The organism is Nocardia wallacei, assembly GCF_014466955.1.
Lineage (GTDB): Bacteria > Actinomycetota > Actinomycetes > Mycobacteriales > Mycobacteriaceae > Nocardia > Nocardia wallacei.
The window spans coordinates 4,679,519-4,693,761 of record NZ_AP023396.1; the positions used below are offsets into that span (position 1 = coordinate 4,679,519).

Here is a 14,243-nt window from a genome sequence, read left to right on the forward strand (position 1 = left end):
CCGACATGGCACAGAACGAGAAACTCGCCGCACTGTCCGCGGAGGGCGTGTCGGTGTGGCTCGACGATCTGTCGCGCGACCGCATCCGGTCGGGCAACCTCGCCGAACTCATCGCCACCCGCAGCGTCGTCGGCGTCACCACCAACCCGACCATCTTCCAGGGTGCGCTCAGCAAGGGCCACGCCTACGACGAGCAGGTCAAAGAGCTGGCCGCCCGCGGCGCGGACGTCGAGTCGGCGATCCGCACCATCACCACCGACGACGTGCGCGCCGCCTGCGACGTATTCGCCGAGGTGTTCGAGGCGACCAACGGCGTCGACGGCCGGGTGTCGATCGAGGTCGACCCGCGCATGGCCTTCGACACCGACAAGACGGTCGCGCAGGCGATCGAGCTGTGGAAGATCGTCGACCGGCCCAACCTGTTCATCAAGATCCCCGCGACCGAGGAGGGCCTGCCCGCCATCACCAAGGTGATCGCGGAGGGCATCAGCGTGAACGTGACGCTGATCTTCTCGGTGGCCCGTTACCGCAGCGTCATGGGCGCGTACCTGGACGGGCTGCGCAATGCCCGGATCGCCGGGCACGATCTGGCCCGCATCCATTCCGTCGCGTCGTTCTTCGTCTCCCGCGTGGACACCGAGATCGACAAGCGGCTCGAGGCCATCGGCACGCCGCAGGCCCTGGCACTGCGCGGCCGGGCCGGTATCGCCAACGCGCGCCTGGCCTACGCCGAGTACCAGGACGTGTTCGACGGCGGCAAGCACACCTCGACCTTCGCGCACCTGTCCTCCGCGGGCGGCAACCGGCAGCGCCCGCTGTGGGCGTCGACGGGCGTGAAGAACCCCGAGTACTCCGACACCATGTACATCACCGAACTGGTCGCGCCCAACACGGTGAACACGCTGCCGGAGAAGACGCTCGAGGCCTACGCCGACCACGGCGAGCAGCGCGGTGACGCCGTCAGCGGTACCGCGGAACAGGCGCAGGCGGTGTTCGACGAACTCAGCGCGGTCGGCGTCGACCTCGACGACGTGTTCGCCGTGCTCGAGCGCGAGGGCGTGGAGAAGTTCGAGAAGTCGTGGGAGGAACTGCTGTCCGCGACGGCCACCGAACTGCAGACCACCGGAAACAACTGACCGCGATGGCCGGCGCAGAGACGACGGCCGCTCCGGGGAATCCGCTGCGCCAGGAGAGCGACAAGCGGCTGCCCCGGATCGCGGGCCCGTGCAGCATGGTGATCTTCGGTGTCACCGGTGATCTGTCCCGTAAGAAACTGATGCCGGCCATCTACGATCTCGCGAACCGCGGGCTGCTGCCGCCCGGGTTCGCGCTGGTCGGGTTCGCCCGGCGGGACTACGCGGACGAGGACTTCGCCAAGGTCGTGCTGGAGGCGGTGAAGCAGCATGCGCGCACCCCGTTCCGGCAGGAGGTCTGGGACCAGCTCTCGGAGGGAATCCGCTTCGTACAGGGCACCTTCGAGGACGACGCGGCCTTCTCCCAGCTGGCGGCGACGCTGAAGCAGCTCGACCACGATCGCGGCACCGGCGGCAATCACGCCTTCTACCTGTCGATCCCGCCGAACGCTTTTCCCCTTGTGCTGCAACAGCTTTCCCGCACCGGCCTGGCGCAGCCGCCGGATCCGGGCGAGGGACGGCAGAAGCCGTGGCGGCGGGTCGTCATCGAGAAGCCGTTCGGGCACGACCTGAAGAGCGCGCAGGAACTCAACGCCCTGGTCAACCGCGTGTTCCCCGAGGAGACGGTGTTCCGCATCGATCACTACCTCGGCAAGGAGACGGTGCAGAACCTGCTGGCGCTGCGCTTCGCCAACGAGATGTTCGAGCCCATCTGGAGTTCCAATTTCGTCGACCACGTGCAGATCACGATGGCCGAGGACATCGGATTGGGCGGGCGCGCGGGCTATTACGACGGCATCGGCGCGGCGCGCGACGTCATCCAGAACCATCTGCTGCAGCTGCTGGCGCTGACCACGATGGAGGATCCGGTCAGCTTCCAGCCGCGGCAGCTGCAGATCGAGAAGATCAAGGTGCTCTCGGCGACCAAGCTGGTGGAGCCGCTGGACGAGACCACCGCCCGCGGCCAGTACACCGAGGGCTGGCAGGGCAGCGAGAAGGTGGTGGGCCTGCTGCAGGAGGAGGGTTTCGATCCCAACTCCCGCACCGAGACCTACGCCGCGATCACGCTGAACGTCGACACGCGGCGCTGGGCGGGCGTGCCGTTCTATCTGCGGACCGGAAAGCGCCTGGGCCGCAGGGTGACCGAGATCGCGGTGATGTTCAAGCGGGCGCCGCACCTGCCGTTCGACCAGACCATGACCGAGGAGCTGGGGCAGAACGCCCTGGTGATCCGGGTGCAGCCGGACGAGGGCATCACGCTGCGGTTCGGGTCCAAGGTGCCCGGGTCCAGCATGGAGGTCCGCGACGTCAACATGGACTTCAGCTACGGCGAGTCGTTCACCGAATCCTCGCCGGAGGCCTACGAACGGCTGATCCTGGACATGCTGCTCGGCGAGCCGTCGCTGTTCCCCGTCAACGAGGAGGTCGAATTGTCCTGGCGCATCCTCGATCCCGTGCTCGAGCATTGGCACGCCGACGGCAAACCGGAACCGTACGAGGCGGGGACCTGGGGTCCGGCCTCCGCCGACGAGATGCTCGCCCGCACCGGGCGGGAATGGCGGCGGCCGTGATCGTCGACATGCCCGCGACCGACACCCGCTCGGTCGCCAAGCGGCTGGTGAAGCTGCGGGAGAGCAACGGCGTCATCACCACCGGCCGCGTGCTCACGCTGGTGGTGTGCACGCTGGACAGCTCCGAGGCCGAGGACGCCATCGACGCGGCCAACGACGCCAGTCGCGAACACCCTTGCCGCGTCATCGTGCTCGCGCGCGGCGACCGGTTCGCCGAGACCAAGCTGGACGCGCAGATCCGCGTCGGCGGCGACGCCGGGGCGGCCGAGGTGATAGTGCTGCGGCTGCAGGGCGATCTGGTCAATCACGAGAGCAGCGTGGTGATCCCGTTCCTGCTGCCCGATACGCCGGTGGTGGCGTGGTGGCCGCGGGGCGCGCCGGAGTTCCCGTCGAAGGATTCGGTGGGACGCTTGGCGATTCGGCGCATCACCGATGCCACCTTCGCCCCCGATCCGCAGGAGGCGATCCGCAAGCGGGTCACCTCCTACGCCCCGGGCAACACCGATCTGGCGTGGAGCCGCATCACCTACTGGCGAGCGTTGTTGGCCGCCGCTCTCGACGAACCGCCGTACGAGGCGGTCGAATCGGTGACGGTGTCGGGCCTGAAGGAGGAACCGGCGCTGGATGTGCTGGCCGGTTGGCTGGCCGCGCGGCTCAACTGCCCCGTGCGGCGGCGTACCGGCGAACTGCGCGTCGAACTGCACCGCCCGACGGTCTCCATCGCCATCGCCCGTCCCCAGACCGGCCGCACGGCAACGCTTTCCCGCACCGGCGAACCGGATCAGCGCTTCGCCCTGGCCCGCCGCGAGACGAAGGACTGTCTCGCGGAGGAGTTGCGCCGCCTGGACGACGACGAGATCTACGCGGAAGCCCTGTCGGGCATCGAGAAGGTGACCTACGAGTGAGGGACCGATGAGCGAGACCAACGTCGAAGTCTTCTCCGGCACGGAGGAATTGGTGGCCGCGGCGGCCGCGAAGTTCGTGGCCGTGGTGACTGCGGCGCAGGCCGCGCGGGGGTCGGCGTCGGTGGTGCTGACCGGGGGCGGTACCGGCATCGGTCTCCTGGAGCGCGTCCGGAAGGATCCCGGCGCTGTCGACTGGTCACGACTGGACGTGTTCTGGGGTGACGAGAGGTTCGTTCCCGCAGCCGATTCCGAGCGCAACGACCTGCAGGCCCGGCAGGCGCTGCTGGACCACGTGCCGGTGGATCCGGCGCGGGTGCATCCGGTAGCGGCCTCGGACGGGGAATATCCCGATCCGGTCGAGGCGGCCGCGGAGTACTCGGCGGCCGTACACGCGCACCTGGCCGAGCACGGGGCCTTCGATCTGCACCTGCTCGGCATGGGCGGCGAAGGCCACGTGAACTCGCTGTTCCCGCACACCGCCGCCGTCCGCGAGGAGCACGAACTCGTTGTCGCGGTGACGAATTCGCCCAAGCCGCCGCCGGTGCGCGTGACCCTCACCCTGCCCGCGGTCCGCCGCGCCCGCCACGTCGTGCTGGTGGTCGGCGGCGCGGCCAAGGCCGAGGCGGTAGCCGCGGCCACCGCCGGTGCCGACCCCGTCGACTTCCCCGCCGCAGGCGCACACGGCAGCGAAACCACCACCTGGCTGCTCGATTCCCCCGCCGCAGCACAGCTCTCCCGCTGACCAGGTGGTCGGCTGCCTCGCCGATTCAGCGGACGGCGCGGCTCCGATTCGCTGATCGATCGCGGTTCGACTCGCGCTTGCGCAGATCTGACGATCACGGAAGGTCCACAGAAGTCCGCAGCAGCTTCCCGGTCGTACGGCGGCAATCGATAGGCTCGGGACATGCCGCTGATCGAGGTGACGTATGGCCCGAGCGTTCCGGAACCGACGCTGCGCGAGCTGGCTGAGCGACTGCCACATCTCGTCTCCGTGGCTGTCGAATGCCCGGAGGAGCCCTATGACGATGATCTGCGGCCCGGTGATGTGGAGATCCGGTTCCGGGCGCTGGGGCCGTTCGATCGCAGCGGGCTGGATGCCGTCATCGAGGTGAAGTCCAAGTGGTTCGCCAGCCGCGCGGAGAACCGGCAGGAGCGGTGCGAACTGTTACACCGCTCTGTCGAGGCGGCGACCGGACTGCGGAAATTCGGAATCTACCTGTCGCTGCCGGTCGCGGCATGGGAGCAGAGCGACCGGCCGGTGGGCACGGTGGGTAGGGTCGGCGCGGTGGCGGAAACACGCAGGGCCCCGCGCTCGGTCAGGCACTTTCATCCCACCGCGGTCGCGCGTTCGGAGGTCGAGCGGATCATCGACGTGGCGCGGTGGACCGGATCCGCGCGCAACCGCCAGCCCTGGCGGTTCGTCGCGGTGACCGAGACCGGCGTACGTCGGGAGCTGGCCCGATGCGGCAGCTTCGCCCTGCATCTCGCCGACGCCCCGCTGGTGCTCGTGCTGCTCTCGCACGACAACGGTTTCGCCGACACCGAATTCGATATGGGCCGTGTCGCGCAGTCGATCTGTCTCGCCGCCGACGAACTCGGGCTGGGCACCTGCCTGACCACATTCCATCCCGACGACAATGTCCGCCGGGCGGCCCGCCTGGTCGGCGCCGAGCCCGGCTGGCTGCCGCGCCATGCCGTCGCGGCGGGGTATCCGGCGCCCGCCCCGAACTCGGCGCCCACCGCGATACCCCGCGGCCGCCGGCCGGTCGCCGAGTTGCTGACCTGGGTGTCCTGACCGGTGCGGCGGCTTACGACGCGGCGGCCCGCACGCCCAGCCGGTCGAGGTGGGTGGTGAGGAAGTCGTTCACGGCGCCCGTGCGTTCCAGCTGCACCAGATGCCCTGCGCCCGCGACCTTTTCGACTGCGCGCAGATCCGGGACGTGCGCCCGCAGGGTGGCGAGCGGGTCGCGGCCGCTGAAACCCTCCATGTCCGGGTCGTTCTCGCCGTAGAGGAAGTAGGTCGGGACGGAGACGGTCGTCGGCAGGTCGGCCGTCAGCTCCCAATTGCGGTCCAGGGCGCGGTACCAGGTGAGTCCACCGGTGAAGCCGGTCTGTTCGAATTCCTCTGCCAAGACCCCGAATTCGCCCTCCGTGAGCCAGGACCACGGCAGCGCGGGCGCTTCCGGCAGCACGTCGAGATAGCCCAGACCCGGCGGGTTCTTCCAGGTGTCGAGGTAGTGGTAGTCACCGCTGAGCGCGTAGAAGACCCGGGCGAGGAACTCCCGCGGCCGCGCGGCGAGTTCGGCGTCGGCGACGCCGGGCGTCTGGAAGTACGACAGATGCAGGAAGTGCCGTTCGGCCGCCTTGGTCCAGAAGGCCGACGGGGGCTTGGGCGGGCGCGGGGCGAACGGATTGTTCAGTACGAACACCGCGCCCACCCGCTCCGGCGCGCGCAGCGCCAGCTCCCACACCAGTTGCGCGCCGAAATCCAGGCCCACGAAGACCGCGCGCTCGGCGCCGATATCGTCCAGCAGGCCGAGCAGATCACCGATCACCGCGCGGTTGGTATGCGCCTCGACGCCCTCCGGCGATTCGGTCCGGCCGTATCCGCGCAGGTCGGGGGCGATAGCCCGATAGCCGGCCGCGGCCACCGCCGCCAGCTGCCGATGCCAGACGAACCATCCGTGCGGGAAACCGTGACAGAAGACGACCGGATATCCCTCCCCCTGCTCGGCGACGTGCAACCGGACGCCGTTGGTCTCCACGAACCGATGTGTCGGCTCCACTACGCCTCCCAAAGACTAGAACGTGTTCTTGTTTCACGGTAGTGTCCCGGAGTCGTGAACGGAATACTCGCCGGCCGGGTCGCGGTCGTGACCGGGGCCAGCCGCGGCATCGGCAAGGGCATCGCACTGGAGCTGGGCGCGGCGGGCGCGACGGTGTACGTCACCGGGCGGTCGGCGACGCCGGGACGGCTACCGGGCACGGTCACCGAGACCGCGCAGCGCATCGGCGAACTCGGCGGCACGGGGGTGCCGGTCGTCTGCGACCATCGCGACGACGACGCCGTGGCCGAGTTGTTCGCGCGGGTCCGCGCCGACCACGGCCGCCTCGACGTGCTGGTGAACAATGTCTACAACGCGCCCGCCTCGGCGCGCTGGCTGGGCAAGCCGTTCTGGGAGGTGCCGCCCGCGGCCTGGGACGAGAGTTTCGACATCGGCGTGCGATCGCATTACGTGGCAAGCCATTTCGCCGCGCCGCTGCTGATCGACAACGACGGGCTGATCGTCTCGATCTCCTCCCCCGGCGCCGAGCACTACACGCACAATGCCGTGTACGGCGTGGCCAAGACCGCCGTCGATCGCCTCACCGCCGATATGGCGCACGAACTCGCCGGCACCGGCGTCACCGCCGTGTCGCTGTGGCCCGGCATCGTCGATACCGAGCTGCTGCAGCTGGTTCCGCCCGACGCCGAGGGGCGGCGCCTGATCACCCTGCCGGGCGAGGGGACCTTCGACCTCCGTGACGCGGAGACGCCACGATTCCCGGGCCGGGCCGTGGTTGCCCTGGCGAGCGATCCCGACCGGCGCCGCCGTACCGGAAAACCATGGCGGGTAGCCGATCTCGCGAAGGCGTACGGCTTCACCGATATCGACGGCCGGGTGCCGCGCACCGGGTAGCGCGGCGGCATCGGCCCGTCCAGTCGCTCCGCCACCATCTGGTCGCCGAACGCGGCCGGGCCACGCAAATCCGTTGTGATGGAGCCCTTCTGGACGGCGGGAATACAGGGACTCGAGTAGCCGATCGGTTGCCTGCCGCTACGCTGCTCATATGGCGACCGACCATTTGTTCCTCGAACCCAATATCGGCAAGCCCAACCGCAAAGTCGGGTACTTCGCGAGTCAGGAGGCGTTCGACCGGTTCGCCGACGCCTATCTCGTCGGCATGGACACCCTGCCCGAGCCGCACGAAACCCGGGCGGTGTCAACTACTTTCGGCCCGGTGCGGGCGTACCGGTTCGGCGATCGCCCCGGCACGCCGGTGGTGCTGCTGGCCGGGCGGCAGGCCTCCACCCCGATGTGGCGGGCCAATCTGCCCGGACTGGTCGCCGAGCGCACGGTGTGGTCGCTGGACAGCATCGGCGAACCCGGAGCGAGCACCCAGGAGGTGCCGCTGACCGACGGCTCCGATCAGGCGATGTGGGTCGCGGAGGCGCTCGCCGGGCTCCGGATCGAGCGCGCCCACCTGATCGGCGTCAGCATCGGCGGCTGGCTGGCCACCCAGGTCGCGATCCACCGCCCGGAACGGGTGGCCTCGGTGACGCTGCTCGATCCCGCGAATACCTTCGCGCCACTGACCTGGAAGATGATCGTCGTCTCGCTGGGCAGCGTGATCCCGGGCATGCCGATGGCGATCCGGCATCGGCTGCTCGGCTGGATCTCGGGCGGGGTCCGCAGCGACGATTCGGTGCCGGAGGGCCGCCTGATCGCGTCCGGGATGCGTGATTTCCACTCGGAACAGCCGCTGCCCGCGCGCCCGACCGAGGAGGACCTGCTCGGCATTCCGGTACCGGTGCTCGCCATCATCGCCGGGCGCAGCATCGTGCACGACGCCGAACGGGCGGCGGCCACCGCCCGCCGGATCCCCGGCGCCCAGGTCGAACTCTGGCCCGCCGCTTCACACGCGCTGAACGGCGAGTTCCCGGACCGGATCGCCCGCCGTTTTCACGCCTTCGCCCGCTCCTGATCGCCGCCGGTCAGGCGAACTTGATCTCGAAGCCGATGCCGACGATGGAGATGATCCAGACGATCCCGATGAAGATGGTGATGCGGTCGAGGTTCTTCTCCACGACGGTCGAGCCGGACAGACTCGACTGCACGCCACCACCGAACAGGCTGGACAGCCCTCCGCCCTTCGCGCGATGCAGCAGCACCAGCAGCACCAGCAGGACGCTGGTGATGATCAGGAGGATATCCAGGAACATGCGCATGCCGGACAGTTTATGTCCTCGCCACGACGGCTCCCGCACAGGCCGTCGATGAGCAGTTCCGGAGGTAGGATCGCGGCCATGTCGGCGATGCTGCGTCTGGTTCCGCTGGTGGCCGCGCTCGGACTGGCCGCCGCCTGCTCGTCCGGCGGGGACGGTGGTGACACGGGGCCGACGCCGATGGGCCGGAGTTTCGTATCCACCAGGGTCGAGGGGACGCCCATTCCGGGCGGCGGGCCGTTGCGGCTCACCTTCGCCGACGGCCGGGTGTCGGCCACCTCGGGCTGCAATACCGGCAGCGGGCCGGTGGCCTTCGACGGCGATGTGCTGCGGGTCTCGGGCATGGCGACCACGCTGATGGCCTGCCCCGACGACCGGTCCGGCGCCGACAGCTGGCAGACCGCGCTGCTCCAGTCCGGACCACGGTGGCGGCTCAGCGGCGACACGCTGACGCTGACCGGTGACGACCTCACCGTCACGCTGCTGGACAAGAAGGTCGCCGAGCCCGACCGCCCGCTCACCGGCACAACATGGATCGTCACCGCACTGCTCCGCCCGGAGGGCCAGGTCCGCTCGCAGGCCCTCGACGATGCCCGGCCGACGCTCACCATCGCACCGGACGGGCAGGTCACCGGCACCGCCGGGTGCAACCGGATGACGGGCAGCGCCGACATCGCGGGCAGCGACGTCACATTCCGCATCGGCACCACACGGATGGCCTGCCCGACCGAGGTGATGGAGGTCGAACGGCAGGTGCTGGAGGTCCTCGACGGCAAGACCACCGCGACCGTCGACGCCGCGACCCTCACCCTGCGCAATCCGGGCAACAACACCGGGCTGATGCTGCGCGCCGAGTGAGCCCGGATCCCCGCACACCCCTGGGAGGCGCGATCAACGATCGGGAAGCAGAACTGGACCGCCGGTTCCGGACGGCCGTCACGGCAGTGCGCTCGGAAACCCGTTGTGCCCCGGACGAACCCGTGCGCAGGGGATATCCGTACACCGCGGCCGACTGCCTCGAACTGTTCGAGGCGCAGGCCACCAGCCGCCACCTCGATCTGGCCGCCCGCCACCTGACCGCTTCGGGGCGCGGCTATTACAGCATCGGCTCGGCCGGGCACGAGGGTAACGCGGCGGTGGCGGCGGCCCTGCGCGTCTCCGATCCCGCACTGCTGCACTATCGTTCGGGCGCGTTCTTCGTGCAGCGCGCCCGCCGGGTGCCGGGTGCGGAGCCGATCCGGGACGTGCTGCTGGGCGTGGTCGCGGCGGCGGCGGACCCGATTTCCGGTGGGCGGCACAAGGTTTTCGGCAGCAAGCCCGCCGCGGTGATCCCGATGACCTCCACCATCGCCTCGCACCTGCCGCGCGCGGTGGGCCTGGCGTTCGCGCTGGACCGGGCCGACCGGCTGGGCCGGTTCACCGAATGGCCGGCCGACGCGGTGGTGGTATGCAGCTTCGGCGACGCCTCGGCCAACCACTCCACCGCCGCGGGCGCGATCAATTCCGCGATTCACACCGCGCACCAGCGGATCCCGATGCCGATCCTGTTCGTGTGCGAGGACAACGGAGTCGGGTTGAGCGTCCCGACGCCGCCCGAATGGATCGAGTTCGCCTACGGATCCCGGCCGGGCATGCGGTATTTCAGCGCCGACGGCTGTCAGCTGCTACAGGCGCTGTCGGTCGCGGCGAAGGCGGTGGAGTGGGTACGCCGGCATCGCGAACCGGCCTTCCTCCGGTTGCGCACCGTGCGGCTGCTCGGCCATGCCGGGTCGGATGTCGAGTCGTCGTACCGCCGGGCCACCGACATCGCCGCCGATCTCGCCCGCGATCCGCTGACCGCCACCGGATGCCTGCTCGTCGGCGCCGGTGTCGCCGACGCCGACGAGGTGATCGCCCGGTACGACGCGCTCGGCGAGCAGGTCGCTGCGGTGGCGGAGGAGGTCGCGCGGGCGCCGAAGCTGGCGTCGGCCGCGGCCGTCACCGCACCGCTGGCACCCTTCGATCCGGACCTCGTGCGCGCGGACGCGCTGCGCACCGAGATCCTGCCGGAGGCACTGCCCGAGTCCGGAGCCGCAGGCACTCGCCACCCCGCTCCCGGTCACGCGGAATCCCCTGCGCCCCAGTATGATCAACGATCCGATCCCCTCGCCGGACCACCCACCACGGCGGGGGCCGAAGCGCACGAGACCGCCGGCCGCGCAGCCGCCGAGACACCTTTGGTCACCCTGGCGCAGGCGATCAACCGGACCCTCGCCGAACTCCTCGAGCGCGATGACGACGTGCTCGTGTTCGGCGAGGACGTCGGGCGCAAGGGCGGGGTGTACGGGGTCACCAAGGGGCTGCAGAAGACGTTCGGCGCGCGTCGGGTGTTCGACACCCTGCTCGATGAACAGAGCGTGCTCGGCACGGCGCTGGGTGCGGGGACGGCCGGATTCGTGCCGATTCCGGAGATCCAGTATCTCGCCTATGTGCACAATGCCCTCGATCAGATTCGGGGCGAGGCCGCGACCCTGCAGTTCTTCGCGACGGGGCAGTACCGCAATCCGCTCGTGGTGCGCATTGCCGCCTACGCCTATCAGAAGGGTTTCGGCGGCCACTTCCACAACGACGATTCCGTTGCCGCACTGCGGGATATCCCCGGCGTGGTGGTCGCCTCCCCCGCCCGCGCCGACGACGCGGCGGCCATGCTGCGCACCTGCGTGTCCGCGGCCCGCGTGGACGGCCGGGTGTGCGTATTCCTGGAACCGATCGCGCTGTATCACACCCGCGACCTGTACGACTCCGGCGACGGGGGCTGGCTCGCCGCGAGCCCGGGCGCACCCGCCGACATCGGCCGGGCCCGGGTCTACGGTGACGGCGCCGACCTCACCATCGTCACCTTCGCCAACGGCGTCCCCATGAGCCTGCGCGCCGCACATCGCTTGGCCGCGAAGGGAATTCGCGCCCGGGTGCTCGACCTGCGCTGGCTGACACCGCTGCCCGAGGAGGACCTGCTGCGGCACGCCCGCGCCACCGGCCGCGTGCTGATCGCCGACGAGACCCGCCGCAGTGGCGGTGTCTCCGAATCGGTCTGCGCCGCATTGCTCGACGCCGGATTCGAGGGCCGCATCGGCCGGGTCACCAGCGCCGACAGCTTCGTCCCGCTCGGCCCGGCCGCGCACACCGTGCTCCTCGACGAGGCCGCCATCGAGACGGCCGCCGCCGAACTCGCTACCTGACCGTCAGCGGGCGACGACCGTGGTCGGCAGGGCGGCGAAGCCGCGGTTGTTGGAGGAGTGGATGCGGCGTATGCCCGCGGTGTCGATGTCGTAGTCGGCGATCCGGTCCACGATCTCGCGCAGGGCGATGCGCAACTCCAGCAGGCCCAGGTTGGAGCCGAGGCAGTGGTGGCGGCCGCTGCCGAACACCAGCGAGGGGCCGGTGTCGCGGTCGAGGTCGAAGGCGTCCGGCTCGGCGAACACCTCCGGGTCCCGGTTGGCCGAGCCGGTGAGCAGCAGCATCCGCGCGCCCGCCGGGATGCGCACGCCGTGCAGTTCCACCTCCTCGGTGGTGGTGCGCAGGTTCGACTGGGTGGCCGGGTCGTACCGCATGCCCTCGGCGATCCAGTCGTCGATGCGGCCGCCGAACGCGGCCCGCCGCTGCGCGGGATGCTCCCAGCCGGCGTGCCACAGGTTGCCCAGGCTGAGCATGGTGGTCTCGATACCGGCGCCGACCAGCAGGATCAGGACGCCGACGATCTCCTCCGGGCTCAGCCGGTCGTCGCCGTCGGCGGCGTCCAGCAGCCCGGACAGCAGATCGTCGCCGCGGTCGCGGCTGCGCGCGACGGTCAGTTCGGTGTAGTAGCCGACGAGCGCGCCGATCGCCTGCATGGCCTCCGGGCGCAGGTCGGTGGACTCCTCCTCGGTGTACATGATCTCCATGCCGAGCTTGCGGAGCATCTCCCGATCCGCCTCGGGGACGCCGACCAGCTCCGAGATCACCTCGGTCGGGAACGGCCCGGCGAACTCGGTCATCAGGTCGAAGTTCCCGCGGGCCACCAGCGGGTCGAGCAGCTCGCGCGCGATCTCGCGCAGGCGGGGCTCGAGCGACTGCACCCGGCGCTGGGTGAACGCCCGGGTGACCAGGCCGCGCATCCGGGTGTGGTCGGGCGGGTCCATCGCGACGAAGGAGAAGAACTGCCTGGCCTGCGGCCCCCAGAACGCCGGCTCCATCCGCAACCCGTTCGCGCTGGAGAAGCGCTGCGAATCACGCAGCGCGGCAAGCACATCCGCATGCCGCGACAGCGCCCAGAAGTCGTCGGTCTCGTTTCGGAAGACCGGCGCCTCGGCGCGCAGCCGCGCGTAGTACGGGTACGGGTCGGCGTGGACGGCGAAATCATACGGGCTGAACTGCACTGACATGGCAAGCCTCCGCACGGCGCGCCCGGGGCGCTACCGGATCCGACACTGCGAACTGACATGATCACAGTAGTCGAGAGGAAGGAGGGCGGCGTGAACTCCGAGCAGGCGCCTCCCGGCATCGATGTCACCAAGCCGCACCCGGCCCGCCGCTACGACTACTGGCTGGGCGGCAAGGACAATTTCGAGGCCGACCGCGAATCGGCCGAAGCGGTCGCCGAGGCATTTCCCAGCGTGCAGTTCTCCGCTCTCGAGAACCGCGCCTTCCTGCGGCGGGTGGTCACCTATCTGACCGCCGAGGCCGGGATCCGGCAGTTCCTCGATCTGGGCGCCGGGCTGCCGACCGCGGGCAATGTGCACGAGATCGCGCAGGACATCGCGCCCGAATCGCGCATCGTCTACGTCGACAACGACCCGATCGTGCTGATCCACGCCCGCACGCTGCTGAACAGCCGTCCCGAAGGGCGCACCGCCTACCTCGAGGCCGACGTCCGCGAGCCCGAGCGCATCCTCACCCATCCCGACCTGCTCGACACGCTGGATCTGACCCGGCCCGTGGCGCTGATGCTGGTGGCCGTGATGCACTTCCTCACCGACGACGACCGGCCCTACGAGGTGGTCGAGCGATTACGCAGCGCCCTACCCTCGGGCAGCTACCTGGTGATGACCCATGCCACCAGCGACCATCTCACCGTCGAGGACCTCGCCCAGAGCGAGGAGGCCAACCGCCGCAGCGGCATCCCCTTCCGCCTGCGCTCCACCGCCGAGTTCAGCCGCTTCTTCACCGGTCTCGAGGTGGTACCACCCGACATCGGCTCGGTTATGTCCTGGCGACCGGAAGGCTGGCGCGCCCACCCCCGCCCCGAAGCGGTCTCCATGCTCGGCGCCGTGGCCCGCATCCCCTGAGACGCCCCCACCACCCACCACCACCCCGGCACCCCGGCACCACGCACCGCCATCCGCGTCGCATGCCCCGCCGTCATCCCGCCGCATGCCCGCTGCCATCCGTCGCATGCCCCGCCGTCATCGCGTCACATGCCCCGCCGTCATCGCGTCACATGCCCCGCCGTCATCCCGTCACATGCCCCGCCGTCGTCCCGTCACATGCCCCGCCGTCGTCCCGTCACATGCCCCACAGCCATCCGTCGCATGCGCCGTCGCCATCCCGGCACACGCTCCACCGCCACCCCCGTCGCGTGCCCCGCCGTCACCCCGGCACACGACCCATCGCCGCCACCCCCACAGTCATC

The 14,243-nt window shown here is 70.0% G+C and carries 13 protein-coding genes; 10 read left to right on the forward strand and 3 right to left on the reverse strand.

Translation table 11 applies throughout. The annotated features are described in order from the left end of the window. Nucleotides 1-5 precede the first annotated feature (5 nt). The 5 genes from tal (at nt 6) to NWFMUON74_RS35755 (ending at nt 5,404) form a co-directional block, all read left to right on the forward strand. Nucleotides 6-1,136, forward strand: a complete 1,131-nt coding sequence (gene tal / locus NWFMUON74_RS20490) for a transaldolase (RefSeq protein ID WP_187683460.1) — start codon at nt 6-8, stop codon at nt 1,134-1,136. Nucleotides 1,137-1,141: 5 nt separating this feature from the next. Beyond that, nucleotides 1,142-2,704, forward strand: a complete 1,563-nt coding sequence (gene zwf, locus NWFMUON74_RS20495; RefSeq protein WP_187683461.1) for a glucose-6-phosphate dehydrogenase — start codon at nt 1,142-1,144, stop codon at nt 2,702-2,704. Further along, the gene (gene opcA / locus NWFMUON74_RS20500; protein WP_342212954.1) at nt 2,701-3,609 is read left to right on the forward strand and encodes a glucose-6-phosphate dehydrogenase assembly protein OpcA; all 909 of its coding nucleotides are present in this window, start codon (nt 2,701-2,703) and stop codon (nt 3,607-3,609) included. Before zwf ends, opcA begins: the two co-directional genes overlap by 4 nt. A gap of 7 nt (nt 3,610-3,616) precedes the next feature. After that, nucleotides 3,617-4,351 (forward strand): 6-phosphogluconolactonase, encoded by a 735-nt coding sequence (gene pgl / locus NWFMUON74_RS20505; protein WP_187683463.1) that lies wholly within the window; start codon nt 3,617-3,619, stop codon nt 4,349-4,351. Between the two features lie 162 nt (nt 4,352-4,513). Continuing rightward, a complete protein-coding gene (locus NWFMUON74_RS35755) occupies nt 4,514-5,404 on the forward strand; it encodes a nitroreductase family protein (RefSeq protein WP_197986884.1) in 891 nt (296 codons plus the stop codon). Between the two features lie 13 nt (nt 5,405-5,417). Here the strand turns inward: NWFMUON74_RS35755 and NWFMUON74_RS20520 are convergent, their stop codons facing one another. Further along, complete coding sequence (locus NWFMUON74_RS20520; RefSeq protein ID WP_187683464.1) at nt 5,418-6,395, reverse strand: alpha/beta fold hydrolase; 978 nt, start codon at nt 6,393-6,395, stop codon at nt 5,418-5,420. A 54-nt stretch (nt 6,396-6,449) separates the two neighbouring features. Here NWFMUON74_RS20520 and NWFMUON74_RS20525 point away from each other — a divergent pair, with 54 nt between their 5' ends. Together NWFMUON74_RS20525 and NWFMUON74_RS20530 are read left to right on the forward strand one after the other, a co-directional pair. After that, on the forward strand, nt 6,450-7,289 hold the full coding sequence (locus NWFMUON74_RS20525) for an SDR family NAD(P)-dependent oxidoreductase (protein WP_187683465.1): 840 nt from the start codon (nt 6,450-6,452) through the stop codon (nt 7,287-7,289). A gap of 151 nt (nt 7,290-7,440) precedes the next feature. Then, the gene (locus NWFMUON74_RS20530; RefSeq protein ID WP_187683466.1) at nt 7,441-8,355 is read left to right on the forward strand and encodes an alpha/beta fold hydrolase; all 915 of its coding nucleotides are present in this window, start codon (nt 7,441-7,443) and stop codon (nt 8,353-8,355) included. 10 nt (nt 8,356-8,365) lie between these two features. Here the strand turns inward: NWFMUON74_RS20530 and secG are convergent, their stop codons facing one another. Continuing rightward, a complete protein-coding gene (gene secG / locus NWFMUON74_RS20535) occupies nt 8,366-8,599 on the reverse strand; it encodes a preprotein translocase subunit SecG (RefSeq protein WP_187683467.1) in 234 nt (77 codons plus the stop codon). Nucleotides 8,600-8,677: 78 nt separating this feature from the next. On the opposite strand from secG, the gene NWFMUON74_RS20540 reads away from it, so the two are divergent. Next, nucleotides 8,678-9,454, forward strand: coding sequence for an META domain-containing protein (locus tag NWFMUON74_RS20540; protein ID WP_187683468.1), 777 nt, complete (start codon nt 8,678-8,680; stop codon nt 9,452-9,454). Then, the gene (locus tag NWFMUON74_RS20545) at nt 9,451-11,814 is read left to right on the forward strand and encodes a transketolase C-terminal domain-containing protein (protein WP_280319442.1); all 2,364 of its coding nucleotides are present in this window, start codon (nt 9,451-9,453) and stop codon (nt 11,812-11,814) included. The genes NWFMUON74_RS20540 and NWFMUON74_RS20545 overlap by 4 nt, the downstream gene beginning before the upstream one ends. Nucleotides 11,815-11,817: 3 nt before the next feature. Here the strand turns inward: NWFMUON74_RS20545 and NWFMUON74_RS20550 are convergent, their stop codons facing one another. Continuing rightward, nucleotides 11,818-12,996 carry a cytochrome P450 gene (locus NWFMUON74_RS20550; RefSeq protein ID WP_187683469.1) on the reverse strand — a complete coding sequence of 393 codons (1,179 nt, stop codon included), beginning with the start codon at nt 12,994-12,996 and terminating at the stop codon, nt 11,818-11,820. 90 nt (nt 12,997-13,086) lie between these two features. On the opposite strand from NWFMUON74_RS20550, the gene NWFMUON74_RS20555 reads away from it, so the two are divergent. Beyond that, nucleotides 13,087-13,899, forward strand: coding sequence for an SAM-dependent methyltransferase (locus tag NWFMUON74_RS20555; protein ID WP_197986885.1), 813 nt, complete (start codon nt 13,087-13,089; stop codon nt 13,897-13,899). Nucleotides 13,900-14,243 lie beyond the last annotated feature (344 nt).